Origin of the sequence: Pantoea sp. B_9 (assembly GCF_008632015.1) — a bacterium.
In the GTDB taxonomy this organism is placed as follows: domain Bacteria; phylum Pseudomonadota; class Gammaproteobacteria; order Enterobacterales; family Enterobacteriaceae; genus Pantoea; species Pantoea dispersa.
On sequence record NZ_VWVL01000002.1, the window covers coordinates 22,517 to 48,362 of the forward strand.

The following is a 25,846-nucleotide window of genomic DNA, read 5'->3' on the forward strand; positions in this document are numbered from 1 at the left end:
TGTCCAGGTAAGCCGAGAGGCTTGCCCATAATTCACAGGAAGTAACTGCAAACATGTCTGATAACGCGAAAGCTAAAGGCCGCAAACGTTCATTACTAATTCCGGTGTTACTGATTGTAACGCTGGCCGCTTGCAGCGTGGCAGGCTATGCAGTCTGGCGAATGATGAATAAACACGAGGGTGACAAGCCGGAGGCTGCCAAAGTGGAGCCGCCGCCCGCCCCGGTATTTTTTGCAATGGATACGTTTACGGTTAACCTGGTCAATCCCGACAACGATCCCGATCGCGTGCTGTACGTAGGCTTTACCCTGCGTCTGCCGGATGAGGATACCCGTCGTCGGCTGAATGACTACCTGCCTGAGGTGCGCAGCCGTTTGCTGCTGCTGCTTTCACGTCAGAGCGCCAGCGCGCTGGCAACCGAGCAAGGCAAACAGGCCCTGGTTGAACAGATCAAACAGGTGCTGGCGCCACCGCTGGTAAAAGGTCAACCTGCGCAGGTAGTCAGTGACGTGCTGTTTACCGCCTTCATTTTGAGGTGACTTAATGGGCGATAGCATTCTCTCCCAGGCTGAGATTGACGCGCTGCTCAATGGCGACAGTGACAGTGCGGAAGTAGAGAACAGTTCCAAAGGGGCCGATGGCGATATCCGCCCCTATGATCCCAATACCCAGCGTCGCGTGGTGCGCGAGCGTCTGCAGGCGCTGGAGATCATCAATGAGCGTTTTGCCCGTCATTTCCGTATGGCGCTGTTCAACCTGCTGCGCCGCAGCCCGGATATCAGTGTTGGGGCAATCAAGATTCAGCCGTACCATGAGTTTGCCCGCAACCTGCCGGTGCCAACCAACCTGAACCTGATTCACCTGCAGCCGCTGCGGGGGACTGCGCTGGTGGTGTTCTCGCCGAGCCTGGTGTTTATCGCCGTGGATAACCTGTTTGGCGGCGACGGTCGTTTTCCGACCAAAGTGGAAGGCCGTGAGTTCACCCACACCGAGCAGCGCGTGATTCGCCGCATGCTCAAGCTGGCGCTGGAAGGCTACAGCGACGCATGGAAAGCCATTTATCCGCTGGAAGTGGAATACGTGCGTTCTGAAATGCAGGTGAAGTTCACCAACATCACCACCTCACCGAACGATATCGTGGTCAACACGCCGTTCCAGGTGGAGATTGGCAACCTGGTGGGTGAGTTCAATATCTGTATTCCGTTTTCGATGATTGAGCCGCTGCGCGAGCTGCTGGTCAATCCACCGCTGGAGAACTCGCGTCAGGAAGATAACCACTGGCGCGACAATCTGGTGAAACAGGTGCAGCACTCGGAGCTGGAGCTGATTGCCCACTTCGCCGAAACGTCGCTGCGTCTGTCACGTATTTTGCAACTGAAACCTGGTGACGTCCTGCCCATTGAGAAGCCGGACCGCATCATTGCCCACGTCGACGGCGTACCGGTACTGACGAGCCAGTATGGCACGCTCAACGGCCAGTATGCGCTGCGTGTAGAACATCTGATTAACCCGATTTTGAATTCGCTGAATGAGGAACAGCCCAATGAGTGACAGCAAAAAACCGTCCGATGATATCTCTGCGGACGATCTGTGGGCTGAAGCGATGAACGAGCAGGCGGCGACCAGCAGTGCGGCGGAGCCAGGCGATAACGTATTTAAGTCGCTTGAGGCCAGCGCCGCCAGCGGCTCGCTGCAGGACATCGATCTGATCATGGATATCCCGGTCAAACTGACCGTGGAACTGGGCCGTACCAAGATGACCATCAAAGAGCTGCTGCGCCTGACGCAGGGTTCGGTGGTGGCGCTTGACGGCCTGGCCGGCGAGCCGCTGGACATCCTGATCAATGGTTATCTGATCGCGCAGGGTGAAGTGGTGGTGGTGAACGACAAATATGGCGTGCGCATCACCGACATTATTACTCCGTCCGAACGTATGCGTCGTCTGAGCCGCTAATCATGTTAAAAAACGCGCAAACCGTTCAGCCCGCTCACGCCCAGCCGGTGGTATCCACCAGTTCGGTTGTTGGGCAAGTCAGTAGCGTGCTGGCGGTGATCGTGCTGCTGATTCTGGCCTGCGGCTGGCTGGCGAAACGCCTCGGCTTTGCGCCGAAAGCGGTGAGCGGTCAGGCGCTGAAAGTCAGCGCCAGCGTGCAGGTTGGCCGTCAGGAGCGGGTGGTGATTGTTGATACCGCCGATGCGCGTTTAGTGCTGGGCGTCACCGCTCAGCAGATCACCCATCTGCACTCGCTGCCGCCGCTGCCACCGGAAGCGTCGCTACCTGTCAGCGCGGCGCCGCAGGATTTTCGTCAGCTGTTTCAGAACCTGGTTAAACGTCCCGGAAAACCCCAATGATGCGTCGATTGCTCCCTCTTCTGCCGCTGCTGATGCTGCTGGCACCGGCTGCCCATGCGCAGCTGCCGGGTTTGATCAGCCAGCCGCTGGCCAATGGCGGCCAGAGCTGGTCGCTGCCGGTGCAAACGCTGGTCTTCATTACCTCGCTGACCTTTATTCCGGCGGTGTTGCTGATGATGACCAGTTTCACCCGCATCATTATTGTGTTTGGTCTGCTGCGTAACGCACTGGGTACGCCGTCCGCGCCGCCGAATCAGGTGATGCTGGGTCTCGCGCTGTTTCTGACCTTCTTTATCATGGCGCCGACCTTCGACAAGATTTACACCGATGCCTATCTGCCGTTCAGCCAGGACAAAATCAGCATGGACGTGGCGATCGACAAAGGTGCCCAGCCGCTGCGTGAGTTCATGCTGCGCCAGACGCGCGAAGCCGACCTGGCCCTGTTCGCCCGTCTCGCCAACAGCGCGCCGATTCAGGGTCCGGAAGCGGTGCCGATGCGCATTCTGCTGCCCGCCTATGTCACCAGCGAGCTGAAAACCGCTTTCCAGATTGGTTTCACCGTCTTTATCCCGTTTCTGATCATCGACCTGGTGGTCGCCAGCGTACTGATGGCGCTGGGGATGATGATGGTGCCGCCGGCCACGATTTCGCTGCCGTTTAAGCTGATGCTGTTCGTGCTGGTGGATGGCTGGCAGCTGCTGGTGGGATCGCTGGCGCAAAGTTTTTACTCCTGAGTGGCTTTCCGCCCTCACCTTTCTCTCGACAGGAGCGCAACATGACACCGGAATCGGTAATGGTAATGGGCCAGGAAGCGATGCGTATCGCCCTGATGATGGCCGCTCCGCTGCTGCTGGTGGCGATGGTGAGCGGTTTGCTGATCAGTATTCTGCAGGCGGCAACGCAGATTAACGAACAGACACTGTCGTTTATCCCGAAAATTCTTGCCGTTGCGGCCACTGCCGTGGTGGCCGGACCGTGGATGCTCAACCTGATGCTGGACTACATCCGTACCCTGTTCAGCAACCTGCCTTACATCATCGGCTAATGGTCACCCTCGACAGCAGCCAGCTGGTGCACTGGGTGGCGCAATTCTTCTGGCCGATGGTGCGTTTGCTGGCGCTGTTTGCCAGCGCGCCGCTGCTGAATGAACGTTCGATTCCAAAACGGGTCAAAATTGGACTGGCGGTAGTCACCACCTGGATTCTGATGCCGCTGCTGCCGCCGGTCGAAGTAACGCTGTTTACCCCGGCCGGTTTCTGGATGCTGGTGCAGCAGCTGCTGATTGGCGTGGGGATTGGTCTGACCATGCAGCTGGCTTTTTCTGCCGTGCGACTGGCCGGTGAGATGATTGGTCTGCAGATGGGGCTCTCTTTTGCCACCCTGCTCGACCCGAACAGCCGGATCAACATGCCGCTGCTGGCACGTTTTCTCGACATGCTGGCGATGCTGCTGTTCCTGACCTTCAACGGTCACCTGTGGTTGATCTCGTTACTGGTGGACAGTTTTCACACATTGCCGATTAACGATCAGCCACTCAACGCCAACGCCTTCATGGCGCTGACCAAAGCCGCCAGCTTAATTTTCCTTAATGGCATGATGTTAGCGCTACCCTTAATAATTCTGCTCCTCACGCTAAACCTGGCACTAGGTTTGTTAAACCGCGTTTCACCTCAGCTGTCGGTTTTCGCCATCGGCTTCCCAATCACCTTAACGGTAGGGATCCTGAGTCTGGGTATGATGATGCCGTTGCTTGCACCTTTCTGTGAACATCTGTTCGGTGAAGTCTTTGATTTACTCGCGCAGTTTGTATCAGAACTTTCCCCTGCCCGTTGATTAACGATACTGTTAACCTTCTTATACGATAGTTAAGTAATCAAAAACATTCTGTGCATTTTTCGAACCATATTTTTCAGAAATCAACTGAGGATATTCTGATAAATGCGCATTTATGGTGAAAATTATTCTTATTAAACGGCGCTTCGCGTATTTTAGTCAGACGATTCCTAAGCTGGTTAAGCCGGTGAATCGGTTGATAAAATGCTCAAAGGGCTGTTTTTAAACAAAAAAAATATTACAGCGATTTTTCTTGTCTAAATCCCTTTTTTCCGGCATTGTCAACACTCGCTGAAACGTCACACTTTCGCGATTCAAATGTTTTTAAGAATTGTCCTATCAGATTTGTCTGTGACTTGCGCGATAGTGACAGGGCTCTCAAAACAGAGCGAAAGAAACACATAAACCAAATTCCCGGCGATTCCCACTATCGCGGGGACAAGAGTGACGTGGAAGTAACACAATAAACTTCGCAGAACGGGTCAGGGACGAGTCAAGATGGCGCAGGAATGCATTACGCCAGTCTGCCGAGCAGAATAAAAAAGTGTCTTTGGAAATCTCTCTCGTACCGCAAACGCGTATTCATCGTTGATTTAAACGGATAACAAATTGGTGAGGGTCGCTATAATGCCAACGATTATTATGGATTCATGTAACTACACACGCCTGGGTTTGTCAGACTATATGTCGGCAAAAGGAGTCAAAAAGAAAAATATTACTTCCGTGTCTGACATCGAACAATTGCAACAACGGTGTGAGCAATTAAAACCGGGCGTAGTATTTATTAACGAAGAATGCTTTATTCATGAATCCGATTCCAGCGATCGCATTCGTTCTATTATCATGCAGCATCCGGATACGCTATTCTTTATTTTTATGGCGATCTCGAATATCCATTTTGAGGAATACCTCTACGTTCGTAAGAACCTGATTATTACGTCAAAATCGATAAAAACATCGACGCTGGACTCCCTGCTGGGCACCTACCTGCAAAAGAAACTCAATGCGTCACCGCGCATTTCTGCCGGGCTGGATATTCATCCACTGACATTGAGCCAGACTGAATCGAATATGCTGAAGATGTGGATGTCAGGTCATGACACCATTCAGATTTCGGATAAGATGCAAATCAAAGCGAAAACTGTTTCGTCACATAAAGGCAATATTAAACGCAAAATTAAAACCCACAATAAACAGGTTATTTATCATGTGGTGCGCCTGACAGATAATGTTACCTCGGGCATTTATGTCAACGTGCGATAATTTCACCCAACGATAATACGCTTTGTGGTCAAGGCCAGTCCCCGCGACTGGCCTTGATTATTTTTGAGCGTTTTGCGAGCGCGATCCCACTTCCCCGCTAAGCCTTTATCCCCTGCTGCCGATGCTTGTTTTCAGAACCCCTTACCACTATGAGAGCAAGGAAATGAAAACAGCATCGATAGATGAGCAACATAAGCTCAGCATCTGGCAAAACCTACGCCTGATGCCTCTGTTCAGTATGATCTTTGGTGGCATTCTGCTGCTTTTTGCCCTGTGCATTGGACTCGCCAGCTACTTTCTGATTCAGAGTAATAATTCCCTCAATGACGCCACCGATGAGATTCAGGTGCGCATGGGCATTTCTAACAGCTCAAACCATCTGCGAACCGCACGCCTGAACGTGCTGCAGTCGGGCGCGGCGGCGCGCATCGGTGAAATGGATGGCTATCGTGCCGATCTGGCGCGCACCGAAACGCGCATTAAGCAGGCGCGCGAGGGCTTCAAAATTTATATGGATCGCAAAATGAAGACGCCGGCTGACCTGGCGCTCGACGGTCCGCTCACCACCAGCTTCAATGCCTATATTGATAAAGGCCTGAAGCCGATGATCGAGTCGGCGAAACAGGGCAGCTTTGAGGGGATTGTCGCGCAGGAGACCGATGTCACGCGCAAGCTGGATGATGCCTATAATGCCGTGCTGCTGAAGGCGATTAAGATCCGCACCGAGCGCGCCGAAGCGATTAACGCCGAAGCGGCGCATCAGTCGCGCGTCGGTTTTATCGCGATGGCTGCGGCTTTTGCCGCCGCGCTGCTGCTGGTGCTGCTCACCTTCGTGTTCCTGCGCCGCGTGGTGATCAATCCGCTGCGCCTGTCGGTGGGTCGCATTGAGCGCATCGCGCAGGGCGATCTCACCGCCCCCGAACAGGCCTATGGTCGCAACGAAATTGGCAGCCTGCTGCACAACCTGCAACTGATGCAGGCGTCGCTGGTGCGCACTGTCGGCACCGTCCGTGAAGGTGCGGTGGCGATTTATCAGGGCTCCAGCGAGATCTCCGCAGGTAACACCGATCTGTCATCACGCACCGAGCAGCAGGCTTCTGCGCTGGAGCAGACTGCCGCCAGCATGGAGCAGCTTACCGCCACGGTGAAGCAGAACGCCGAAAACGCCCATCACGCCAGCCAGCTGGCCGCCGATGCGTCTGGCAAAGCGCGCAGCGGTGGTGAACTGGTGAGCGGTGTGGTGAAAACCATGAATAACATCTCCGGCAGCTCGAAGAAAATCGCCGAGATCACCAACGTCATTAACAGTATCGCCTTCCAGACCAATATCCTGGCGCTGAACGCCGCGGTAGAAGCCGCACGCGCCGGGGAACAGGGCCGTGGCTTCGCCGTGGTCGCCAGTGAAGTGCGCAATCTGGCGCAGCGCAGCGCGCAGGCAGCGAAAGAGATTGAGTCGCTGATTGCCGAGTCGGTGGATTTGATCAGTAACGGCTCGCATCAGGTCGGCGAAGCCGGCAGCACCATGAGCGAGATTGTCGAGGCGGTGCGCCGCGTTACCGACATTATGGCCGAGATTGCGGCAGCGTCTGATGAGCAGAGCCGTGGCATTCAGCAGGTCAGCCTGGCGGTGACCGAGATGGATAACGTGACGCAGCAGAACGCTTCGCTGGTAGAGGAAGCCTCTTCAGCTGCAGCTTCGCTGGAAGATCAGGCCGGTAAACTGACGCAGGCGGTGGCGGTGTTCCGCCTGAATGATACGCCGGCTTCGCTGGTGTCTGCTGCGCCACAGCCAGCGCTGAAAGCGCCTGCGCTCGCTCCACGTCCGACGCTGGCTGCAGCGGGCAATGATAACTGGGAGACGTTTTAAGAGGAGTGAGGTGGGGTGCGGTATTTTTCCCTCACCCCATCCCTCCCCCGCTTGCGGGAGAGGGGGCTGTCCGTGCGGCGATTGAATATCGTCTTCACTTAACGCCATGCAAACAATGTATTTTAATCATCCGCACTGAACGGTTCCCTCTCCCGCGTGCGGGAGAGGGTTAGGGTGAGGGCAACCTGAGAGCAATCTAATCGCAAAACCAGACTACCCTTCCCCCGCATACGGCTCGACAAACACGCCTTCGGCGTGATCGCTCTCATTAAAGAACCAGATCCCCAGCGGGTAATCCTCCAGCGCCACCAGATACATGGTGCCCTCATTAAAGCCTTCCACAGCCAGCACAGTACCGACGCGACGTGGGCCGCCGTCGGTTTTTACCGTTACCCGGTCATTGACCTTCATTGATTTCTCTCCAGAAACAGTCCTGCGCATAGTGTAACGGAAGATAGTCAGCGCTGCCTGATCGCGATCAGCGTCGGGCGATTACCCACACCGCATGCACGATGCCGGGGATGTAACCACACAGCGTCAGCAGAATGTTGAGCCAGAAGGCGCCGCCGAAGCCGACCTGTAAAAATACGCCCAGCGGTGGCAACAGAATGGCAATAATGATCCGAATTAAATCCATACTAACTCCCTGATAACCATAATAATCAACCAGCTGTAAGCATAGCTGCTTTACGCCAGAATGGGGAATGCAACGGGTAAAGAAGTGTCAAAGCCGGGCTTTTCACTTTCTTAACGTTTCCCGGAAAGACTTTTGACGCGGCACCCTCGTACACTTGTCAGCACTGCACCAACCCCAAAGGGGCAGTCAACCTAAAAGTAACAAGGATTTTTGCCCGCGCAGCGCGGGCTTTTTTTTGCCCGTTTCCCGTCCACGTCCCTCGCCCGCTGTCACCGTCTATACTTGTCAGGAATCCGTTTGCCTCCGGGAGGCTGTCATGGCTACAGCAAAAGAGTACAGCGATAACGTGCAGCGCGAAGTGAACATCGACGTGGACGCGCTGCTGGAAGCGATTCAGAAAAAAACGTCAGGTGAAGTGCAGGAGTTTATGCAGGCTGAAGATGCGCATCGTGTGAAGGTGAATGGCGAAGCGTTTGACTCCTACACTGAACTGGCCGAGGCGTTTGAACTCGATATTCGTGATTTCACCATCACTGAAGTGAACCGCTGAAATCGATTTCAAAAAAAGACCCGGCACGCTGGCCGGGTTGAAAAAAGAATAAATTCGTTACACCAGGAAAATCTTAACACCGCTTCAGAGTACGCCTTAGCTGAAGTAAGACAAGTCTCAATTCTGCACGCAATTCGAACAAATCTGCATAATCATGCACTGCTGTTACCGAAAACATCGCGCTACGGCTGACATTCTGCATGCACAAAACGTGCAGCCGCTTCGGTATCCGGGCGGTGTTTTAAGAATTATCCTGGATAGTGGCCGCGCCGGCGGCAAGGAAAAGTGTGATCGTGATTACGCTATTATACTGATTACACGTCGCTTTACGGATGCCTTTGGGCGTAAGGAGTGTATTGATGATCCCGTTAGATTCCTCCCTGCTGATCGTGACCGATCTCGATGGTTCGCTGCTCGATCATCATGATTACAACTGGCAGGCCGCCAGCGAGTGGCTGGCGCGTCTTAAGCAGCAACAGATTCCGCTGGTGATTTGTTCGAGTAAAACCGCAGCCGAAATTATTCCGCTGCAGAAGCGGCTGGGCATTGCCGGTGCGCCCTTTATCGCGGAAAACGGCGCCCGCGTTGCCTTTAGCGGGGAAGCGCAGATTGCCGAAGAGCCCGGCGCCGATTATCTTGCGCTCTGCGCCGCACTCAGCACCCTGCAGGCGGATTTTCGCTTCACCGGCTTTCATGACTTTAGCGACGCAGAAGTGGCCCGTTTCACCGGCCTGACGCTGACGGAAGCCAGCCAGAGCCGACTGCGCGATGCGTCTGAAGTCATCGTATGGCGCGATGATGAAACGCGGCTCGACGCCTTCCGCGCGGCGCTGGCGCAGCATCAACTGGCCCTGACGCAGGGCGGACGCTTCTGGCATGTGATGCCGGCGGGCAGCGGTAAAGGCGTGGCGCTGGAACAGTTATTGCAGCAGTTGCAGCAGCAGGAAGGCACGAAGCGCACCACGATTGGTCTGGGCGATGGCCCTAATGATGCGCCGATGCTGGAGCGCGTCGATTATGCCGTGGTGATTAAAGGTTTCAGTAAAACCCCGGTGGTGCTGCAACGCAGCGATCATCACAACGTTTACCACACCGCTCACGTTGGCCCTGAGGGCTGGCGCGAAGGTCTGGATTACTTTCTTGCCCAACCTGAATAACGGCAGCTGACCAGAAGGATGAGACGATGAGTGATTTTTACCAGAACGGCGTAATTACCAACTTTCATAATCTCACCCACCGCAACGTGGAGTCGCTGGAAAAAGAGATGGTGCGCTTTGCGCGCAAGCGCAAAATGGGGCTGATTCTGCCCTCGCTGTTTTCCGAGCTGGAAGGCCCGGCGCTGGATAATATCGTCAACGAACTGGCGAAAGTGCCCTATCTGGAGGAGATTGTGATTGGCCTCGATCGTGCCGATCGCGATCAGTTTCTTTTCGCGCGCGAGTTTTTTTCGCGCCTGCCGCAGCGCCACCGCATTTTGTGGAACGATGGCCCGCGGCTGAAAGCGCTGGACGCCGAGCTGGATAAAGAGGGCCTGTCGCCCAGCCAGCCAGGCAAGGGGCGCAACGTGTGGTTCTGCACCGGCTACACGCTGGCCTCCGACCGCTCGCAGTGCGTGGCGCTGCATGACTGCGACATCGTGACCTATGAGCGCGGCATGCTGGCACGTCTGCTCTACCCGCTGGCCAACCCGGCGTTTCAGTATGAATTCTGCAAAGGTTTCTATGCGCGCGTTGCGGACGGCAAGCTTAATGGCCGCGTCGGGCGTCTGCTGGTGGGCCCGCTGCTGCGCTCGCTGCAGAAAGTCTACGGCCATTCGGAGTATCTCGACTATCTCACCAGTTTCCGCTATCCGCTGTCCGGCGAGTTTGCCATGCGCACCCACGTGCTGAACGGCATCAAAATCCCTGGCGACTGGGGGCTGGAGATTGGCGTGCTGTCAGAGATTTATCGCAATTACACCACGCGGCAGACCTGCCAGGTGGAAATCGCGGACAACTACGACCATAAGCATCAGCCGCTGGCAGAAGAGGACGGCACCGGTGGCCTGAAACGCATGAGTAACGATATCGTGCAGTCGCTGCTGCGTAAGCTGGCGACAATGGGCGTGCCGCTCACCAGCGACTCGTTCCGCGTGCTGAAGGCCACCTATTATCGCAACGCGCTGGACATGATGGAGATCTACAACCACGAAGCCACCATGAACGGACTGAAGTTTGATCAGCACATTGAAGAAGCGGCGGTCGAGATGTTCACTCAGGCGATTCTCGACGCCGGCCAGTCGTTCATCGAGCGGCCAAACGAGAAACCGTTTATCCCCAGCTGGAGCCGCGTGCAGTCGGCGTTCCCCGATATCCTGCAGCGCATCTATCAGGCGGTAGAAGAGGATAACGAGGGCAAAGTCTAACCGGCCGCGCACACCCGATTGCGACCGCCGCTTTTCGCCAGATACAGGCGGCGGTCCGCTACCGCCTGCAGACTTTCTGCATGGTAACTGCCCTGCTCAGTACTGCAGCTGACACCTGCCGACAACGTAACGCTAAAGGTGGTGCTGGCGTTGACCAGAATGGTTTTGGCCGCCAGCCGGCTGCGGATACGCTCCGCCACGCCCTGCGCCTCAGCCAGCGTGGTGTGCGGCAGCACGATGCAAAACTCTTCGCCGCCGATGCGTCCGGCTACGTCGTAAGGGCGCAGCGTATGTTTGATGACGCCGGCCACGCGCATCAGCGCCTGATCACCCGCGTGATGGCCCCAGCTATCATTGACCTTTTTGAAATGATCAATATCGAGCTGGATCACCGCCAGCGGCTGTTGCTGCTGTTCGCAGCGCCGCGCCAGCGCGATAAACTGGTCGAAAAAGGCGCTGCGATTAAGCAGGCGCGTCAGGCCGTCATAATTAGCGCGCCAGGCCAGTCGCGCCGAGAGGTCTTCCAGTCGCCTCACCAGGCGGAAAATCACCTGATGCGCCAGCGCCAGTAACAGCACGAATAACAGCCACATGCCCAACAGAAACAGCGCTACCCGCCCCAGCTCCTGCGCCAGCCCCTGGCGCAAGCTCTGCACGTTGATTAGCCAGGCATCGACATTTTTTAACTTAATCCAGCTGGCCAGCTGACTGCCCAGCCACAGTGTTCCGGCCGGCTGCAGGTGAATCGCCTGCATCAGCTGGCCGCGCTGCGCGGGGGTCAATGCCACATCGTGCGGTGCCGGCAGCCGGGTGATCTCGTTGAGTGCGCGATCTTCGAGCACCAGCTTGCCCTGCAGCACGCTGTGACGCGACTGGTGCAGCAATGCATTTATTCGCTGCTGGGTGAAGTCCATCGACAACACGCCGTACCAGTGCTGATGAGCGATCACCGGTGCGCTCACCGTCAGCATCAACCCTTCGTTGAACTCCCCCTGATAGGCTTCGGTCCAGTGCCATCGTGTCTGCGGCGCCCGGCCCGGCTGCTGGTCGCGAAAATAGGGTCGCTGCGTCATGGTGGCGTAACTTTGTGCCAGCTCCTGCGCGTCGCGCGGCGGACGTGAGCTGATGTAATAGCCCGCGCGCGAGGTGTACCAGAAGCGTGAATGAAAGTCCTGCGCCTCATCGCTGAACTGCATGATAAAGCTGAACTCCAGCGCAGCGCGCAGCTCGGGCAGCAGATAAGTATCATCGCGCTGCAGCAGCGCATCACGCTGCAGCCATTCGTCGCTGACGCCGTTAATCGGCATGCTGCGCAGGTTAGCGATCTGCAACTGCCACACCGGCTGATGGCGCAACTGCTGAAAACGCTGCAGGGCGTGCTGACCATAATCGGCATTCAGCGGGTGCGTCAGCGCGTAGCTGAGCATCCGCTGATAGTAATTAAGCTCGTCCAGACTCTCCTGAAAGCGGCTATCGAGGCTGCGCTGGATCTCGGACAGCTGGGCGCGCTGCCGCTGCTGATAGTTATTTTTTAATTCCAGCGCTTCATGGACGGTGAGAAAAAGTGAAAAGAGAAAGACCGCCAGAAAACAGAGATGCACGCGCAGCGCAGGCGTCATGCGGCGTGATGACAGTGGCGAGATTGGCATCAGTAGCCAGGCTCCGGATAACAACGAATTGAAGAAGTGTAGTCAGGTGGGAAAACGGCGTACAGGCAGAGATCAGGAAAAACGTGAAAAGTGACAATGACATCGGGACGGCGCGCTGACCGTCCCGAGGGGCTCAGCTGGCCAGCTGGCGCGCGGCCGACAGATGCGTCAGCTCATCACTGCGGAACGCTTCGCGGCGTACACTGTAGCCATCATACCAACGACACTCTACCATTCCGCTGGCATAGCCGGTCACCACCATGGTGGGTCCGCCCTGTTTGTGCTGAACTTCGTCACTGATTGCAAAGGTCATACCGCGCCCTCCCTTCTCACCGTTGATTGAACGGATTAAGGTATAGCAGCTGTGCGCGTTTTTTGCCTATAGGATATTGCTATTACTGTGACAAATTCGGAATAAGCAGTGAAAAATGCCGTAAATAAACAAAGCCGATAAAAGTTATTATCGGCTTTGAATGATTTTCCCGGGTGGGAAATCAGATTTTGCAGCCTTCGCAGTCGGCTTCGTCGCTGATATCTGCCGGCACTTCACTGGCTTTTTCTGCCGCTTTGGCTTCCGCCTGCTCCAGCTGTGCATCGATATCAAATTCAAACATATCGTCGTTCATCATCGTTCTCCTGACCCGTGATTAGAAATTTCCTGCGCTTTATACCGATTTACCGCGCAGCTTCGCAACCAGATTTACCACTAACAGCACAATCGACCCAACGATAAAGCCCAGCACCAGATTCGCGCCGTTGCTCAGCAACATGGAAACCACGCCCGGGAAGCCGCTGCTGTACTCTTCAATAGCATGATGCAGCGGCGCGATACCGTGCACGATAATGCCGCCGCCTACCAGGAACATCGCGACGGTGCCAACCACCGACAGGATTTTCATCAGCCACGGAGCCAGCGCCAGCAGCGCGCCGCCGGTGGCCTGCGCCAGCGTGGAGGACTTCTCACGCAGCCAGTAGCCGAGATCGTCAATCTTAACGATCATCGCCACAATACCGTACACGCCGATGGTCACCAGAATGGCAATACCGGCGAGGATTAACACCTGATTGAGCAGCGGCGCATCCGAAACAATGCCCAGGGTAATCGCCACGATTTCAGCCGACAGAATGAAGTCGGTGCGCACTGCGCCTTTCACCTTATCTTTTTCGAACTGGCGCGGGTCCTGCTGCGCCAGATTATCCAGCCGCTTTTGCCGCGCTTCCGGACTCTTCTCCGCTTTGTCGTGGTGCAGGCTGTGCAGCACTTTTTCCACCCCTTCAAAGCACAGATAGGCGCCGCCAATCATCAGCAGCGGCGTAATCAGCCAGGGCGCAAACGCGGAGATCAGCAGCGCCAGCGGCACCAGGATCAGTTTGTTGATAAACGAGCCTTTCGCCACGCCCCACACCACCGGGAGCTCACGATTGGCCTTCACGCCTGTCACCTGCTGCGCATTGAGCGACAGGTCATCGCCCAGCACGCCGGCGGTCTTTTTTGCCGCCACTTTGCCCATGACGGAAATGTCGTCGAGCAGCGTGGCAATATCATCCAGAAGAGTCAGTAAGCTGGTTCCTGCCAAAATGTCATTCCTTATTCCGGTTCGTGATCCTGACAACAGGGGCACCGCTCAATCGCCGTCACCGTCATATCGGCGATGCCCGCACAGTCCCATTCGACGCGTAACGTTTTCCCGTGCAGATCGTCGGCGTGCAGATACTTGCTCACCGGACTTTCTGTCATGCCGCTTATCTCCTCGGTGGCCACCAGCGTATCATCCAGGTAAATGCGCGCCGTGGCATGGGCATTGACCATGCGCTCATCGCGCAGTTGATACAGGCGTCTGACCGTCAGTTTGATGCTGCTCATGGTGGTGTTCCGCGTCCCAGAGAAAACGCTGATCTAAACTGTTATGGCAGGTAAAAGCAATCACCCTGCCTTAATCCGCCCGATAGTGATGCAATCCCTGATGATCGATCTCGCTGCTGTGCGTGGCAGCCAGCAGCCACTCTTCCAGCCGCTCCACCAGCGCCTCATCTTCCAGCCGCAGTTTGCCGCGCAGCGCGCATTCCCAGACGATCAGCACCTTCCAGCCACTTTCCTGCAGCTGCTGCACATAGCGCCGGTCACGCTCCACGTTACTGTTGATTTTGCCGCTCCAGAATTCGGTACGCGTGGCCGGCATTTTGAACAGATAACAGTGATGACGATGCCAGAAGCAGCCGTGCACAAAGATAATGGCTTTGTGCTGCGGCAGCACAAAATCCGGCCGGCCCGGCAGCGCTTTGTCCTGTACACGAAAACTAAAGCCGCGATCTTTCAGCAGCAGCGCAATACGCTGCTCAATCGCCGTATCCTGATTGCGAATGGCGCGCATATTTTTGCTGCGAATATCATGCGAGTGGACGTCTGCCATGGCGTCTCCTTTTTTCCGGGCTTCTTCAACTTTAGCGCGTTGAGGCGAAAGCGAAAGTTTGTGCAGAGCAGATTGCGAGACGCTGCGCAGCCATCGTTAATTTCCACGCCGCGCCAGGAGTGGTAGCATAGCCACTTCACTGTTAAGGAAAAACGCATGCTTGCACTCGATCCCGCCGCGACGGCTTCGCCCTCCCCGCACTCCGCTGATGATGACGCCACCGCGTTACTGCTGCAGGTACTGGATATCTACGCGGCCCGCGATCTGGTGGTCATCCTGAGCGAGGCCGGCGGCCGCGACTGGAGTATCACGCAGCTTAACCGTATTCGCGCGGGAAAAAGTGCCGCGCCCGCGCTGTCCGCGGCGGAGGTCGCCCGTCTGCAGGCGCTGCTGCCGTCGCGACCGGCGCATTATGACAATCCCCGCTTTCAGTTTATCGATCTGTTTGCCGGCATCGGGGGTATTCGCCGCGGCTTTGAGCAGATTGGTGGCCAGTGCGTATTCACCAGCGAGTGGAATAAAGAAGCGGTGCGCACTTACAAAGCCAATCACTACAGCGATCCCGCCCGGCATCAGTTCAACAGTGATATCCGGCTGATTACCCAGCCGGCCGGTTTGTCGGATGAGCAGGCGATTTATCAGCATATCGATAAGACGATTCCCGACCATCAGGTGCTGCTGGCCGGCTTTCCCTGTCAGCCCTTTTCGCTGGCCGGCGTCAGTAAGAAGAATGCGCTGGGTCGCGCGCACGGTTTTGAATGTGAAGCCCAGGGCACGCTGTTTTTTGATGTGGCGCGCATCCTCGCCACCAAAAAACCGCCGTTTTTCGTGCTGGAGAATGTGAAGAACCTCAAGAGCCATGATAAAGGCCGCACCTTTGCCATTATTATGGCCACGCTGGATGAGCTGGGTTACGACGTCGCTGACGCGGCTGACGACTTATCGCCGGATGCCAAAGTGGTCGATGCGCGTCACTTCCTGCCACAGCACCGCGAGCGCATCGTGCTGGTGGGGATCCGGCGCGATACCGGCCTGAGCGAGGGTTTTTCGCTGCGCGCGCTGGCGGCGCTCTATCCGCCTGAAGTTCCGCCGCTGCACAGCCTGCTGGAGCCGCAGCCGCCGGCAAAATATACCCTGTCGCCCACGCTGTGGCACTATCTCTACCAGTATGCGAAGAAGCATAAAGCCAAAGGCAACGGTTTTGGCTTTGGCCTCAACGATCCGCGCAATCCGCACTGCTGCGTACGCACGCTGTCAGCGCGCTACTATAAAGACGGGTCGGAAATCCTGATCGATCGCGGCTGGGATCACGCGCTGGGCGAGCAGGATTTTCAGCAGGCCGCGAACATGGCGCGCCGCCCGCGCCGCCTGACGCCGCGTGAATGTGCCCGCCTGATGGGCTTTGAAGCGCCGGGCGAAGCGCGCTTCCGCATTCCGGTCTCCGACACACAAGCCTACAAACAGTTTGGTAACTCGGTGGTGGTGCCGGTGTTCGCCGCCGTAGCGAAACTGCTGCTGCCGCTGATTGAGCAGCACGCGCATCAGCGCCGCTGAAAACGCAGCCGCGCTTCACGCCCCGGTTTTCCGCCCCGCAATTTGCTTTAGTAACGCGCGATGTGCTGTTTTGCCGCACATCGCGCGCACTGTCACCGGACTGTCACGCATCAAACCAATACTGCGTTTTATTTTTTGCGGAGCTGTTTGATGTCTCTCCTGTCTGTAATCTCCCTGCCGCTGCGGCTGCGACCTCGTTTTACCCTGCATCTGCCCGTCTGGCTCTCCAGCCTGCGCAGCCAGTTCATGCTGTTTATTGTGCTGTTTTGTCTGCTGCAGTTTGCCGGGGTGCTGTTGCTCAACCAGCACGTGAATCAGACGCAACACTCATTGCAGCAGGCCAGCCAGCTGCGCGAACGGCTGGCCCTGCTGGATAAAGCACGCATTGAGTTACTCACCGCCAGCGACAACAGCCATCGTGCCGGTATTTATCTGATACAGGACCAGCAGAGCGGTTCGGTCGACAGCTGGAAAAGCCTGGCGGCGGCCGCCACTACCTCATTGCAGCAGGCGCAACAGCTGTTTGCTGCCTATCAGGCGAAAAGCGATAGCCCGCTGGCACAGGGATTCGTGCTACTGGCCGGCGGGCTGCAGGAGCAGCTGAAAGGGCTGGCAGCCAATGATATCAACGCTTTTTTTATGGTGCCGATGCAGGCTTTCCAGCAGCAGTTCAACGATGCCTGGTTTAGCGAAATCGAACAGGCCAATCAGCAGCTCGGCAGCGTCAACCAGCATTCGCTCAGCACGCTCAAGCAGAGCCGCAATCTGGCGCTGGCGATTGCCGCGTTATTAATGGCGCTACTGCTGCTGGCCGCCGCGCTGCTGATGCGCGGCGTGTTGCTGCCGCTGCGTCACGCCAACGCCCAGCTGGCACAAATCGCGACGGGCGATCTGGTCGCCAGCCCGGCACCGACGCGTCGTCAGTCGCTGGAAACGCGCCAGCTGCTCCTGTCCATCGATACCATGCGTCAGGGTTTGCAGCAGATCGTCAGCGACATCACGACGGTAGCAACCCGGGTGGCGGCCGGCGCTGACGAGATGCAGCAGCATAATCAGCAGGTGATGCAGCAGCATCAGGCGCAAAATGCCAGCTTCCATCATCTGTCGCAGCGGCTGCATCGCGTGTCAGAAGAGGTGGAAAAAGGTGCACACTTCTCGCAACAGGCGACGCACGACGCGCAGTCCGCGGATGCGCTGATGCGTCACTGCGCCCATGAAGTCGACAATATGGAACACCAGATGCAGCAGATCGTCGCGGCCGCCGGCGATATCGCTGGCATCGTCGGCATGCTGGACAGCCTGTCGATGCAGACGCGTCTGCTGTCGCTTAATGCGGCGATAGAATCTGCGCATGCTGGCGCTTACGGGCGCAGTTTTTCGGTCGTCGCCAAAGAGATGGGATTGCTGTCGCAGCAGAGCGGCGCATCCACGCGGCAGATCGACGGTTTAATCCAGCACACGCAGCAGCACGTTCAGGATGGCTTTGCGAAGGTGCAGGCGCTGGAAGTGCTGTTTGCGCGGATTGGCCAGGCGGTATCGGGCGTAGTCAGCCAGCTGAATGAACTGCAGGATAACAGTACGGCGCAGAGCCATCGCGTGAGCAAAATTGCCCGGGAAGTGGTGGAAATGAGTCTTCAGCTCCAGCAAAACGAAGCCCTGACTGACCAGCAGGTGCAGGCAGCGGCGCAGCTGAGTGAACTTTCAGCGCGACTGACGCAGCGCGCGCAGCAGTTCCGCGTTAGCTAAGGTGCAGAAAGAAAAAACCCGTCAGCGACGGGTTTTGGTGTTATTTCTTTTTCTTACTTTTCTTCAGCAGTGCACGCACCTGCTTCAGCTCGGCGGCGCTCAGTTGATCGCCCGCCTCTTCGGTATGCAGACTGTCGACGACCGGTGGCTCAACGGTATCTAAACTGGCCTGCAGGCGGTTAGCGATCTCCTGACTCATGGAGATTTGGTTATCAGCGGCTAACTGTTTAATGTGCTCTTTCAGCGCCGGGTCAATTTTAATGGTTAAGTTAACGGTCTCGGTCATCTTCACACTCCCTCTTGATTTACAACAACGTAGCGGAAGCAGATGAAAGTTAACAGACTGTCATAAAAATTTAATATTGTGCCGGTATGGGACTGAAATCGCGTAACACGGACTCATCAATATCGGTCAGATTACCCTGCAGTTCGGCGCACAGCTTTGCCATATAGCGGACGAGAAAATCGGCGTTGTGTTCCGCCAGCAGACGGCCGGTTTCCGTCTGCATGGTCTGCGGCAGGCTCAGCAGTTTCTTCTGGAAATGATCCAGCGTCCACTTTACGTCATCCAGTTCACGATCTTTACCCAGCGGATCGTCGCTGTCGAACAACGGCCGTCCCAGCGCACCCGCGGTATAGAAAACGCGCGCAAGGCCAATCGCGCCTAATGATTCGAGACGATCGGCGTCCTGAACGATCTTCGCTTCTAACGTTTTTGGCGTAATGCGGGCGCTGAAACTGTGGGCCTGCACCGCATGCGCCACGCTGTCCAGCAGCGCTGAGGGGAAATCCGGAAAATCCTGTTGCAGAATGCGGCGCGTCTCTTCCGCCGCGTAAGTCGAAGCCAGATGGCGCTCCGGATGGTTTTTCGGCAGGTTCACCACATCGTGGAAATAGCAGGCGGTCAGCACCACCAGCGGATCGGCATTGGTGTTTTGCATGATGCGGGCCGCGCTCATCCAGACGCGACGCAGGTGCGCGATATCATGGGCTTTATCATCGTGCAGCCAGTTCAGCTGCAGCCAGCTTTCGTAACGGTGTTGCCAATGGGTCAGTGACATCGTGCTTCTCCTGTTATTGCTATTATTTCGCACCGGGTAGGGCTTGCGCCCATCATAGCGGCCCGGTGATGACACTTTCTTTACACCCTTCCCGGATGTCCAGCGCAAAAAAATGCGATCCCGATCATGTTATAGCGCTGTTAAAGCCGCTTGCCCAGTTGCGATGCGGTTTTCAGTATTTCCTTAACCTGTTTTAGTTAAGCCACTCTGTTTAATTTCGGTGATGCATTTTCCGCTGGGTGAATTTTCAGCATCGCCAAAGGTCCAGTTTAGCCTGTCGCAACCCCAGCATTAAAACGCCCCTTTGCATAGCGACATAATCTGAAAAGATTCCCATTGCGACCGTTATAACGTACTGTATAGGGGAAATTTACGGCTCTCACCTGTACCCGGAGCCTTCGTCAGCACACTGTTTGCTTATGAGCCATTTTTAATACCGGAAGCGGCAGTTATTGCCCGATAATAAGGCGACAAATTATTAAGCAAATTGATTCAAACCCATTATGCTAATGCTCTCATCCGAGGATACGGATGTTTCGTCGAAGTTCTCCGGGTACGTGATACAACATGAGGTACATAATGAAAGAACGGCCGATTCTTTTTTCCGAACAGCGGGTGCGCGCCCTGCTGGTTGGCCAGCAAACTCAGACCCGGCGCATTATGAAAACTCAGGCGTTTGGCCCGGGACAGGATCATCATGAAGGCGTGCACGCGTTTGATGTCAGCGCTAATCATCTGCATGGCTATAAGCTGATGTCGATGGCGGACATTGGCGCCCAGTGCCCGTTTGGCCAGGTCGGCGATCGCCTGTGGGTGCGTGAAACCTGGCGGGGTCCGATTGTGCCTGAGGCGCAGCTGGCGGAATACGAGCGCGATCCGCTGCCGTTCCGCAATCCGGCATTTTGCCAGTATCGCGCCGACAGCCATGAACTTGGACAACAGGAAGAAAATCAGCAGGTCGCCGAGCAGTTTGGCTGGCAGACCGCCATCCATATGCCGCGCTGGGCCAGCCGCATCGATCTGGAAATCACGGCGGTACGCGCGGAGAAAATTCAGGACATCAGCGAAGACGACATCATGGCGGAAGGCGTGCAGACCGATTCGCACTTCCTCAATAATTTCTTCACTATGAACATGAATTCCGAATCGCCGAAAGAAGCTTACCGCAAGGCGTGGCAGAAGCAGTATGGCGCCACCAGCTGGGAGGTGAATCCCTGGGTTTGGGTCATCGCATTCCAGCGTGTGGAGCGTGAAGGCTAACCGTTTGCCCTCTTCCGCACGGAAGAGGGCGTCATCTTTTGCGCGATTCAGTGAATCACCAGCCCTTGCCCCCTCGCCGGCGGCACAGCGCGCCCCCTTTCCCACCTTGCCAGTTTGCAATCCCTGTCACAGACAAATCCGCCGCTAACAGGTTGAATAAGCGGCTTTGATTCCACGCTGGCAATTTATCGTCTGCCGCGTCAGGATATGATTTCCGCCCTGCAGAGTGAGTGACGCAATGATCAAATGGCCGTGGCGTGCACAAAAAGATGCTGCCGTGACTGCCCTGCCCTGGCAACAGGCGCTGGGGCAGCCGATCTTTTCTCTGCTGAACAGCGACGAACAGCAGGCACTGGTGGCGCTGGCGCAACGCTTCCTGCTGCAGAAAAAAATCACCCCGCTGCAGGGTCTGGAACTCAGCGAACTGCGCCTGACTCGCCTGTCGTTGCTGTTTTGCCTGCCGGTATTGAAGCTGGGTCTGGAATGGCTCGACGGCTTCCACGAAGTGCTGATCTACCCGGAGCCGTTCAGCGTTGACGATCGCTGGGAGGACGACAGCGGCCTGGTGCACCACGCGCCGGCCGTGCATGCCGGCCAGAGCTGGACGCAGGGACCGGTGGTGCTGAACGCGCTGGACATCCAGGACTCATACGATCTCTCTGGTTACAACCTGGTGATCCACGAAGTGGCGCACAAGCTCGACGCGCGCGGCAGCGGTTACACCAGCGGCATCCCGGCCATCGCGCTGCGCGATGTGGCCAGCTGGGAGAAAGATTTACTGCAGGCGATGGCCGAGATTGAAGCGGAAGTGGAGCTGGTGGGTGAACAGGCCGCGACCCTCGATCCTTATGCCGCCAGCGATCCGGCGGAATGTTTTGCCGTGCTGTCGGAGTACTTTTTCAGCGCCCCCGACCTGCTCGCCAGCCGTTTTCCGGCCATGTATCGCCACCTTCAGCAGTTTTACCATCAGGATCCGCTGGCGCGGCTGGCGCAGCAGGCACCGGAATCTGCTTAAATCACGATCGCTTTGCCGCTTTGCTAGCCAGTTGAATACAAATGTGTTTTTAGCGGTTGACACCCACAGGGGCTGCCATTAATATTCGCCTCGTTCCAACGATTCCTCTGTAGTTCAGTCGGTAGAACGGCGGACTGTTAATCCGTATGTCACTGGTTCGAGTCCAGTCAGAGGAGCCACTTTCAGGTCAGCAGACGTTTCATAACGTCTGCTTTCCGCTTTTCAGTCAGGCAGTTATCCCTTCCCCCACGTTCCACCACGTCCGATAAAGTACGGCACCATCCCCCCTCATTTCATGGTACATTTGCTGGTACATCCGGTTCGATCTGTTTAATACCATCAGACGGAGGGCTGTCCTGTGGCGCTTACTGATATAAAAATAAGAAATACAAAGCCTTCCGGGAAAGCCGTCAAACTTACAGACGGCTTCGGTATGTATCTGCTCATACACCCTAACGGCTCAAAATACTGGCGCATGCAGTACCGTTTTGGCGGTAAGCAAAAAACTCTGGCACTTGGCGTTTATCCTGCCGTCTCTTTATCTGATGCAAGGCAACGCCGTGACGAAGCGAAAAAGTTGCTGGCAAAAGGAACCGACCCTGTTGTGAAGAAGCAGGACGACAAACGGGAAAACGGCGGCACTTTTTCGTTTGAATCGGTCGCCAGACAATGGCATGCGGGTAACAAAAAATGGTCAGAAGAATACAAAGGGAAAATTCTGCGCACGCTGGAAACCTATCTTTTTCCGATAATCGGCAATCGCCATATCGCAGAACTAAAAACCCGCGACCTGTTGGTGCCGATAAAAGCGGTGGAGGATAAAGGTTTTAATGAAGTGGCTATGCGTCTTCAACAGCGTACCACCGCCATTATGCGTTACGCCGTTCAACAGGGCATTCTTGATTATAATCCTGCTCAGGAAATGTCAGGTGCGATTACCACAGGTAAACGCGCTCACCGTCCCGCCCTGCCCTTTGAACGATATCACGAGTTTTTAGAACGCATTGACGGTTATCGTGGACGATTACTTACCCGGCTGGCAGTGAAACTCACCCTGCTGACCTTTATTCGTTCCAGCGAACTCCGTTTTGCACGATGGTCAGAAATTGATTTTAAAAAATCGCTCTGGACGATACCAGGTGAGCGTGCAGCACTTCCGGGAGTAAAAAACTCACATCGTGGAGCCAAAATGAAAACCCCGCACCTGGTTCCACTCAGCAGGCAGGCTATTGCCATTCTGAAAGAAATACAGGAAATCAGTGGCGACCATAACTTCATCTTTATCGGCGACCACTATGCCGACAAACCCATGAGTGAAAACACGGTCAACAAGGCACTACGTACTATGGGCTTCGACACGCAAAAAGACGTCTGCGGGCATGGTTTTCGCACAATGGCATGCAGTTCACTTATTGAGTCGGGTAAATGGTCTAAGGATGCCGTTGAACGCCAGATGAGCCATCAGGAACGCAATAATGTCCGCGCTGCTTACATCCATCAGGCCGAACATCTGGATGAGCGCAGGCTTATGCTGCAATGGTGGGCTAATTTTCTGGATGCCAACCGGCAAAGTGTGGTCAGACCGTTTGAGTTCGCTCAGGGATAATTTTAAAAGACCTCAAAAGACGTTATCCGGTTTAGTAATTGGATGTATTAGCTCAGATTTACCTGACACACCTATGGCATAGAGCCAATTTGACAAGCAGTTCTGTGTCAGCGGCAGAAGTAGCGTAATAGCTGTTATGATAGATTTGAACGTCCGGCATGATCACTGAGGGGATAAGCAGAATGCTTCTTGATAAGCTCAAATTGCTCGAATGCCGCCTTCACGGTGATAGGCGCAATGATCGGGAGTGGATTGAGCAGCTTCTCCACCCTGAATTTAGGGAGATCACCCGTTCAGGCGTGATGGTTGGCCGTTCAGAAACGATCTCGTCACTATTAAGCGAGAAAACGGCATCTCTTATTTTAAGCAGCGATTTCCGGCTCACTGAAATGGGGGGCGGCTGGGCTATTCTTCACTACCGGACGCCTTGTGCTGACGGCAGCCGTCCTGCATTACGCTCTTCCTACTGGTTGTATTCGGAGGAAGGCCAGTGGACTCTGTTTTTTCATCAAGGTACGCCAGCAGCATGTGGTGCCTAGGATTGTTATCGAACTTTATACTGGCCGGCAGGGTCATCAAACGCTGCCCGGTTATTTGTTATTTTAGAATAGCCGTGAGGAGGCTGCTGAACACAGAACCCGTTATGAAAGTGCGCTCCGTCGTGACTTAATCTTTCAGTATGTCCGTGCTTAGCGAGGGCATTTTGAGCATTGGCGGCTTAGTTGGGCTGATTTTTCTAAGTGAGATATTTCAAGGGTGGCAATATGCTGACCCTTTTTCGTCCGTGCTCCTTCTCTGTTCCACTTTTAATATTGAGAACAATAAATTCCTACCGCACCCGTTGGGTTTGCTCAACCCTTCTCTGTCCGGAAAATTCCCGGACAGCTCAGCGTTATAGATTTAATGGAATCATTAACTGATGTAAATTTCATATTAGAACGTAAAGCTGTGCTGATAGGTATTGCGTCAGTGAAAAGCAATGGAAGCACTACTATAATAAAAGATAACCCTTAACATCTCTCTACTTCATGGGCAGATCGACCAGAACAGATCTGACATTATTTTCTATTCCTTCTGATAGCTTAACTTTTTTACATTGTTGTAATGCTCTGGACAACTTTTCATAAAACCGCTGACTTGAATAAATCTGAGCGAGATCTCTACTCGACATCGTCATTCTGTTTCTAATGTTTTTTCTGTAATTTTTAATAAAATTTTCAATGTCAACTTTAAAATCTTCATTAAAGATATTTTCAAATTCAGATGTAGCGATTTCTGGATAACAATCAGATAGAATGGAGAACAGAAAAAAAGCCATGTGATCTGTTGCAGCCGCGATAACCTCATCGTTACTTTCTATACCTTCCAGTGTAAGTTCATTCATTTTTATTTTTCTTCTCTGCCAGTTTCTTTTCAAGCATTGCAGAAAAAGTGTTATTAAGCTGCATTGTTTTATTTTTTTCAGTATATTTTATCATTGCATCAGGATGAGTAACACTTTCCGATTCATGATGTACCTTAGCATCATTTTTTTCACAATCTGTTTTTTTAATGTAATTTTTGCTTTTTTGCTCTTTTCTCAGATTTTCATTCTCTCTGGCTCTGGCCCCGTTACTTAACCAGGTTTTTCGTTGTACATCTGTCGAACTGGCGAAAGTTAGAAGAAAACCAACTAACATATCATGATTAATATCCAGCCCCAGATACTTTGCTACTTCACCACCTAATACAATTTTTCTATGTGTTGTTTCTTTTCGTGTCAGGGACTTTTGTTTTGTCGTTAATCTGTTCAGTTCCTGCTGTGCTGATGCAAGTAGTTGCTGTAAATTTTTTCTTTCCATTAAATTTCTCCTGTAATATTAAACCCGATCACCAGGCACCAAAAACAGTATTGAGGCCCAGTAATATCATTGTACTTTCATTAAAACCACTAAGGGTTTGATCATCATATAGCTTTTCTTATCCAGCAATCCATTTATTAGTAAAACAAAGGGATATATCTTTTTATTTTTTATTATCATTTAGTGGCGGCAACCAGAACGTCGAGACGGCTTTTTATCGCTTCATATTGTTGCCCGGCATTAATCACGCCATTAAAACAGTCGAACAGCATTGATTTTTCATACTGCTGTATACTAAACCACCCGCCTTTCCTGTCTGCTCGCCTACTATCTGATGCAAAGGAAGATAAAATCACCTCTCGTTTAACCGAAAGGCCAAATAGCTGCCTGATGACTTCTCTGGCGGTAGCATATGTACTGTCGATGCTGAAATAATTCAGGAAAATACCCGTTACAATGATAATCAGCTCCTGCATGATGCTTCTTTTAAGTGAAGAGACAGCATTACCATACCGCCCTGACAGGGTTCTGAAACGGGTTTGCTCGCTGGCTTCCAGCAGTTGAGGTTCATATTCGCTGCGGATAGCAGTAAAGGCTTCTTTAACCTTGTTTTCTTTTAATCTGATGCGCATACTTTCGCTGTTGTCGCTGTAATCAATCAGAAACCATTTTGTTTCCAGATCGCCATCTCCATTCTCATTGTTAATGACATTTATTATTTTATTCATTTTTAACTCTATTGTTGTCTTAATCTGAATAAAACAATTATCACATATTTTTTATTTGGCAAATTTTAC

At 54.2% G+C, this 25,846-nt stretch carries 31 protein-coding genes and 1 tRNA gene; 19 read left to right on the forward strand and 13 right to left on the reverse strand.

Translation table 11 applies throughout. The annotated features are described in order from the left end of the window. The first annotated feature begins 53 nt into the window (after positions 1-53). From fliL to F3I21_RS06995, 9 genes are all read left to right on the forward strand, one after another. Positions 54-539 (forward strand): flagellar basal body-associated protein FliL, encoded by a 486-nt coding sequence (gene fliL / locus F3I21_RS06955; protein ID WP_021509864.1) that lies wholly within the window; start codon positions 54-56, stop codon positions 537-539. 4 nt (positions 540-543) lie between these two features. Next, positions 544-1,551, forward strand: a complete 1,008-nt coding sequence (fliM, locus tag F3I21_RS06960; RefSeq protein WP_021509863.1) for a flagellar motor switch protein FliM — start codon at positions 544-546, stop codon at positions 1,549-1,551. After that, positions 1,544-1,954: a flagellar motor switch protein FliN gene (gene fliN, locus F3I21_RS06965; protein WP_021509862.1), complete on the forward strand. Its 411-nt coding sequence runs from the start codon at positions 1,544-1,546 to the stop codon at positions 1,952-1,954. Before fliM ends, fliN begins: the two co-directional genes overlap by 8 nt. 2 nt (positions 1,955-1,956) lie before the next feature. Further along, the gene (fliO, locus tag F3I21_RS06970; protein WP_058757392.1) at positions 1,957-2,352 is read left to right on the forward strand and encodes a flagellar biosynthetic protein FliO; all 396 of its coding nucleotides are present in this window, start codon (positions 1,957-1,959) and stop codon (positions 2,350-2,352) included. After that, entirely contained in the window at positions 2,352-3,086 is a 735-nt protein-coding gene (gene fliP, locus F3I21_RS06975) for a flagellar type III secretion system pore protein FliP (protein WP_031280176.1), read from the forward strand. Before fliO ends, fliP begins: the two co-directional genes overlap by 1 nt. A 41-nt stretch (positions 3,087-3,127) precedes the next feature. Continuing rightward, positions 3,128-3,397: a flagellar biosynthesis protein FliQ gene (fliQ, locus tag F3I21_RS06980; protein WP_010618647.1), complete on the forward strand. Its 270-nt coding sequence runs from the start codon at positions 3,128-3,130 to the stop codon at positions 3,395-3,397. Next, positions 3,397-4,185, forward strand: coding sequence for a flagellar biosynthetic protein FliR (fliR, locus tag F3I21_RS06985; protein ID WP_021509859.1), 789 nt, complete (start codon positions 3,397-3,399; stop codon positions 4,183-4,185). Before fliQ ends, fliR begins: the two co-directional genes overlap by 1 nt. A gap of 627 nt (positions 4,186-4,812) precedes the next feature. Beyond that, complete coding sequence (rcsA, locus tag F3I21_RS06990; RefSeq protein WP_021509858.1) at positions 4,813-5,448, forward strand: transcriptional regulator RcsA; 636 nt, start codon at positions 4,813-4,815, stop codon at positions 5,446-5,448. Between the two features lie 163 nt (positions 5,449-5,611). After that, positions 5,612-7,315, forward strand: a complete 1,704-nt coding sequence (locus F3I21_RS06995; RefSeq protein WP_141495289.1) for a methyl-accepting chemotaxis protein — start codon at positions 5,612-5,614, stop codon at positions 7,313-7,315. Between the two features lie 213 nt (positions 7,316-7,528). Here F3I21_RS06995 and dsrB read toward each other — a convergent pair whose 3' ends face one another. Continuing rightward, the gene (gene dsrB, locus F3I21_RS07000) at positions 7,529-7,726 is read right to left on the reverse strand and encodes a protein DsrB (protein WP_010618650.1); all 198 of its coding nucleotides are present in this window, start codon (positions 7,724-7,726) and stop codon (positions 7,529-7,531) included. Positions 7,727-7,793: 67 nt separating this feature from the next. Beyond that, entirely contained in the window at positions 7,794-7,952 is a 159-nt protein-coding gene (locus tag F3I21_RS07005; RefSeq protein WP_021509855.1) for a YqaE/Pmp3 family membrane protein, read from the reverse strand. A gap of 316 nt (positions 7,953-8,268) precedes the next feature. Here F3I21_RS07005 and F3I21_RS07010 point away from each other — a divergent pair, with 316 nt between their 5' ends. The 3 genes from F3I21_RS07010 to F3I21_RS07020 all read left to right on the forward strand — a co-directional run bounded on the left by F3I21_RS07010 (position 8,269) and on the right by F3I21_RS07020 (position 10,906). After that, a complete protein-coding gene (locus tag F3I21_RS07010; protein WP_058757390.1) occupies positions 8,269-8,502 on the forward strand; it encodes a YodD family protein in 234 nt (77 codons plus the stop codon). Positions 8,503-8,861: 359 nt separating this feature from the next. Beyond that, positions 8,862-9,659 (forward strand): mannosyl-3-phosphoglycerate phosphatase-related protein, encoded by a 798-nt coding sequence (locus F3I21_RS07015; RefSeq protein WP_150058587.1) that lies wholly within the window; start codon positions 8,862-8,864, stop codon positions 9,657-9,659. A 26-nt stretch (positions 9,660-9,685) separates the two neighbouring features. Continuing rightward, positions 9,686-10,906, forward strand: a complete 1,221-nt coding sequence (locus F3I21_RS07020; RefSeq protein ID WP_021509852.1) for a glycosyl transferase — start codon at positions 9,686-9,688, stop codon at positions 10,904-10,906. Here the strand turns inward: F3I21_RS07020 and dgcQ are convergent. The 6 genes from dgcQ to F3I21_RS07045 form a co-directional block, all read right to left on the reverse strand. Continuing rightward, positions 10,903-12,555 carry a cellulose biosynthesis regulator diguanylate cyclase DgcQ gene (gene dgcQ / locus F3I21_RS07025; RefSeq protein ID WP_150058588.1) on the reverse strand — a complete coding sequence of 551 codons (1,653 nt, stop codon included), beginning with the start codon at positions 12,553-12,555 and terminating at the stop codon, positions 10,903-10,905. The genes F3I21_RS07020 and dgcQ overlap by 4 nt on opposite strands. 133 nt (positions 12,556-12,688) lie before the next feature. Beyond that, entirely contained in the window at positions 12,689-12,868 is a 180-nt protein-coding gene (locus tag F3I21_RS07030) for a YodC family protein (protein ID WP_010618657.1), read from the reverse strand. Positions 12,869-13,049: 181 nt separating this feature from the next. Next, positions 13,050-13,184 carry a hypothetical protein gene (locus tag F3I21_RS23500; protein WP_254919505.1) on the reverse strand — a complete coding sequence of 45 codons (135 nt, stop codon included), beginning with the start codon at positions 13,182-13,184 and terminating at the stop codon, positions 13,050-13,052. A 36-nt stretch (positions 13,185-13,220) separates the two neighbouring features. Beyond that, positions 13,221-14,132: a DUF808 domain-containing protein gene (locus F3I21_RS07035; protein WP_058757386.1), complete on the reverse strand. Its 912-nt coding sequence runs from the start codon at positions 14,130-14,132 to the stop codon at positions 13,221-13,223. 11 nt (positions 14,133-14,143) lie between these two features. Continuing rightward, a complete protein-coding gene (locus tag F3I21_RS07040; protein WP_021509848.1) occupies positions 14,144-14,419 on the reverse strand; it encodes a hypothetical protein in 276 nt (91 codons plus the stop codon). A 70-nt stretch (positions 14,420-14,489) separates the two neighbouring features. Next, the gene (locus tag F3I21_RS07045) at positions 14,490-14,966 is read right to left on the reverse strand and encodes a very short patch repair endonuclease (RefSeq protein WP_058757385.1); all 477 of its coding nucleotides are present in this window, start codon (positions 14,964-14,966) and stop codon (positions 14,490-14,492) included. 156 nt (positions 14,967-15,122) lie between these two features. Between F3I21_RS07045 and dcm the strand changes: the two genes are divergently transcribed. Then, positions 15,123-16,520 carry a DNA (cytosine-5-)-methyltransferase gene (dcm, locus tag F3I21_RS07050; protein ID WP_150058589.1) on the forward strand — a complete coding sequence of 466 codons (1,398 nt, stop codon included), beginning with the start codon at positions 15,123-15,125 and terminating at the stop codon, positions 16,518-16,520. A gap of 150 nt (positions 16,521-16,670) precedes the next feature. Next, entirely contained in the window at positions 16,671-18,266 is a 1,596-nt protein-coding gene (locus F3I21_RS07055) for a methyl-accepting chemotaxis protein (RefSeq protein ID WP_150058590.1), read from the forward strand. Positions 18,267-18,306: 40 nt separating this feature from the next. On the opposite strand, the gene F3I21_RS07060 is transcribed toward F3I21_RS07055, so the two are convergent. Continuing rightward, positions 18,307-18,552, reverse strand: coding sequence for a DUF6364 family protein (locus F3I21_RS07060; RefSeq protein WP_150058591.1), 246 nt, complete (start codon positions 18,550-18,552; stop codon positions 18,307-18,309). Positions 18,553-18,622: 70 nt separating this feature from the next. After that, a complete protein-coding gene (locus tag F3I21_RS07065) occupies positions 18,623-19,327 on the reverse strand; it encodes a phosphohydrolase (protein WP_058757381.1) in 705 nt (234 codons plus the stop codon). A gap of 579 nt (positions 19,328-19,906) precedes the next feature. Here F3I21_RS07065 and F3I21_RS07070 point away from each other — a divergent pair. From F3I21_RS07070 to F3I21_RS07090, 5 genes are all read left to right on the forward strand, one after another. Continuing rightward, positions 19,907-20,587: a hypothetical protein gene (locus F3I21_RS07070; protein ID WP_058771148.1), complete on the forward strand. Its 681-nt coding sequence runs from the start codon at positions 19,907-19,909 to the stop codon at positions 20,585-20,587. 238 nt (positions 20,588-20,825) lie between these two features. Beyond that, on the forward strand, positions 20,826-21,602 hold the full coding sequence (mtfA, locus tag F3I21_RS07075; RefSeq protein ID WP_058757379.1) for a DgsA anti-repressor MtfA: 777 nt from the start codon (positions 20,826-20,828) through the stop codon (positions 21,600-21,602). 103 nt (positions 21,603-21,705) lie between these two features. Further along, positions 21,706-21,781 (forward strand) — tRNA-Asn (locus F3I21_RS07080). Positions 21,782-21,960: 179 nt separating this feature from the next. Continuing rightward, on the forward strand, positions 21,961-23,208 hold the full coding sequence (locus F3I21_RS07085) for an integrase arm-type DNA-binding domain-containing protein (protein WP_150058592.1): 1,248 nt from the start codon (positions 21,961-21,963) through the stop codon (positions 23,206-23,208). 182 nt (positions 23,209-23,390) lie between these two features. Further along, a complete protein-coding gene (locus F3I21_RS07090) occupies positions 23,391-23,747 on the forward strand; it encodes a DUF4440 domain-containing protein (RefSeq protein WP_150058593.1) in 357 nt (118 codons plus the stop codon). A 482-nt stretch (positions 23,748-24,229) separates the two neighbouring features. Here the strand turns inward: F3I21_RS07090 and F3I21_RS07095 are convergent, their stop codons facing one another. The 3 genes from F3I21_RS07095 to F3I21_RS07105 form a co-directional block, all read right to left on the reverse strand. Then, positions 24,230-24,592 carry a hypothetical protein gene (locus F3I21_RS07095; protein ID WP_150058594.1) on the reverse strand — a complete coding sequence of 121 codons (363 nt, stop codon included), beginning with the start codon at positions 24,590-24,592 and terminating at the stop codon, positions 24,230-24,232. Continuing rightward, on the reverse strand, positions 24,585-25,049 hold the full coding sequence (traD, locus tag F3I21_RS07100; RefSeq protein WP_058701667.1) for a conjugal transfer protein TraD: 465 nt from the start codon (positions 25,047-25,049) through the stop codon (positions 24,585-24,587). The genes F3I21_RS07095 and traD overlap by 8 nt, the downstream gene beginning before the upstream one ends. 176 nt (positions 25,050-25,225) lie before the next feature. After that, positions 25,226-25,777, reverse strand: coding sequence for a hypothetical protein (locus F3I21_RS07105; protein WP_150058595.1), 552 nt, complete (start codon positions 25,775-25,777; stop codon positions 25,226-25,228). Positions 25,778-25,846: the final 69 nt, after the last annotated feature.

Coding starts and splice junctions, on each gene's coding strand:
- mtfA (WP_058757379.1), top strand. CDS start 20,826: ATGATCAAATGGCCGTGGCGTGCACAAAAAGATGCTGCCGTGACTGCC.
- fliN (WP_021509862.1), top strand. CDS start 1,544: ATGAGTGACAGCAAAAAACCGTCCGATGATATCTCTGCGGACGATCTG.
- traD (WP_058701667.1), bottom strand. CDS start 25,049: ATGGAAAGAAAAAATTTACAGCAACTACTTGCATCAGCACAGCAGGAA.
- F3I21_RS23500 (WP_254919505.1), bottom strand. CDS start 13,184: ATGATGAACGACGATATGTTTGAATTTGATATCGATGCACAGCTGGAG.
- F3I21_RS07045 (WP_058757385.1), bottom strand. CDS start 14,966: ATGGCAGACGTCCACTCGCATGATATTCGCAGCAAAAATATGCGCGCC.
- F3I21_RS07065 (WP_058757381.1), bottom strand. CDS start 19,327: ATGTCACTGACCCATTGGCAACACCGTTACGAAAGCTGGCTGCAGCTG.
- F3I21_RS07070 (WP_058771148.1), top strand. CDS start 19,907: ATGAAAGAACGGCCGATTCTTTTTTCCGAACAGCGGGTGCGCGCCCTG.
- fliR (WP_021509859.1), top strand. CDS start 3,397: ATGGTCACCCTCGACAGCAGCCAGCTGGTGCACTGGGTGGCGCAATTC.
- fliL (WP_021509864.1), top strand. CDS start 54: ATGTCTGATAACGCGAAAGCTAAAGGCCGCAAACGTTCATTACTAATT.
- fliQ (WP_010618647.1), top strand. CDS start 3,128: ATGACACCGGAATCGGTAATGGTAATGGGCCAGGAAGCGATGCGTATC.
- dcm (WP_150058589.1), top strand. CDS start 15,123: ATGCTTGCACTCGATCCCGCCGCGACGGCTTCGCCCTCCCCGCACTCC.
- fliP (WP_031280176.1), top strand. CDS start 2,352: ATGCGTCGATTGCTCCCTCTTCTGCCGCTGCTGATGCTGCTGGCACCG.
- F3I21_RS07095 (WP_150058594.1), bottom strand. CDS start 24,592: ATGAATGAACTTACACTGGAAGGTATAGAAAGTAACGATGAGGTTATC.
- dsrB (WP_010618650.1), bottom strand. CDS start 7,726: ATGAAGGTCAATGACCGGGTAACGGTAAAAACCGACGGCGGCCCACGT.
- dgcQ (WP_150058588.1), bottom strand. CDS start 12,555: ATGCCAATCTCGCCACTGTCATCACGCCGCATGACGCCTGCGCTGCGC.
- F3I21_RS07055 (WP_150058590.1), top strand. CDS start 16,671: ATGTCTCTCCTGTCTGTAATCTCCCTGCCGCTGCGGCTGCGACCTCGT.
- F3I21_RS07040 (WP_021509848.1), bottom strand. CDS start 14,419: ATGAGCAGCATCAAACTGACGGTCAGACGCCTGTATCAACTGCGCGAT.
- F3I21_RS07010 (WP_058757390.1), top strand. CDS start 8,269: ATGGCTACAGCAAAAGAGTACAGCGATAACGTGCAGCGCGAAGTGAAC.
- fliM (WP_021509863.1), top strand. CDS start 544: ATGGGCGATAGCATTCTCTCCCAGGCTGAGATTGACGCGCTGCTCAAT.
- F3I21_RS07105 (WP_150058595.1), bottom strand. CDS start 25,777: ATGAATAAAATAATAAATGTCATTAACAATGAGAATGGAGATGGCGAT.
- F3I21_RS07060 (WP_150058591.1), bottom strand. CDS start 18,552: ATGACCGAGACCGTTAACTTAACCATTAAAATTGACCCGGCGCTGAAA.
- fliO (WP_058757392.1), top strand. CDS start 1,957: ATGTTAAAAAACGCGCAAACCGTTCAGCCCGCTCACGCCCAGCCGGTG.
- F3I21_RS06995 (WP_141495289.1), top strand. CDS start 5,612: ATGAAAACAGCATCGATAGATGAGCAACATAAGCTCAGCATCTGGCAA.
- F3I21_RS07090 (WP_150058593.1), top strand. CDS start 23,391: ATGCTTCTTGATAAGCTCAAATTGCTCGAATGCCGCCTTCACGGTGAT.
- F3I21_RS07015 (WP_150058587.1), top strand. CDS start 8,862: ATGATCCCGTTAGATTCCTCCCTGCTGATCGTGACCGATCTCGATGGT.
- F3I21_RS07020 (WP_021509852.1), top strand. CDS start 9,686: ATGAGTGATTTTTACCAGAACGGCGTAATTACCAACTTTCATAATCTC.
- F3I21_RS07030 (WP_010618657.1), bottom strand. CDS start 12,868: ATGACCTTTGCAATCAGTGACGAAGTTCAGCACAAACAGGGCGGACCC.
- F3I21_RS07005 (WP_021509855.1), bottom strand. CDS start 7,952: ATGGATTTAATTCGGATCATTATTGCCATTCTGTTGCCACCGCTGGGC.
- rcsA (WP_021509858.1), top strand. CDS start 4,813: ATGCCAACGATTATTATGGATTCATGTAACTACACACGCCTGGGTTTG.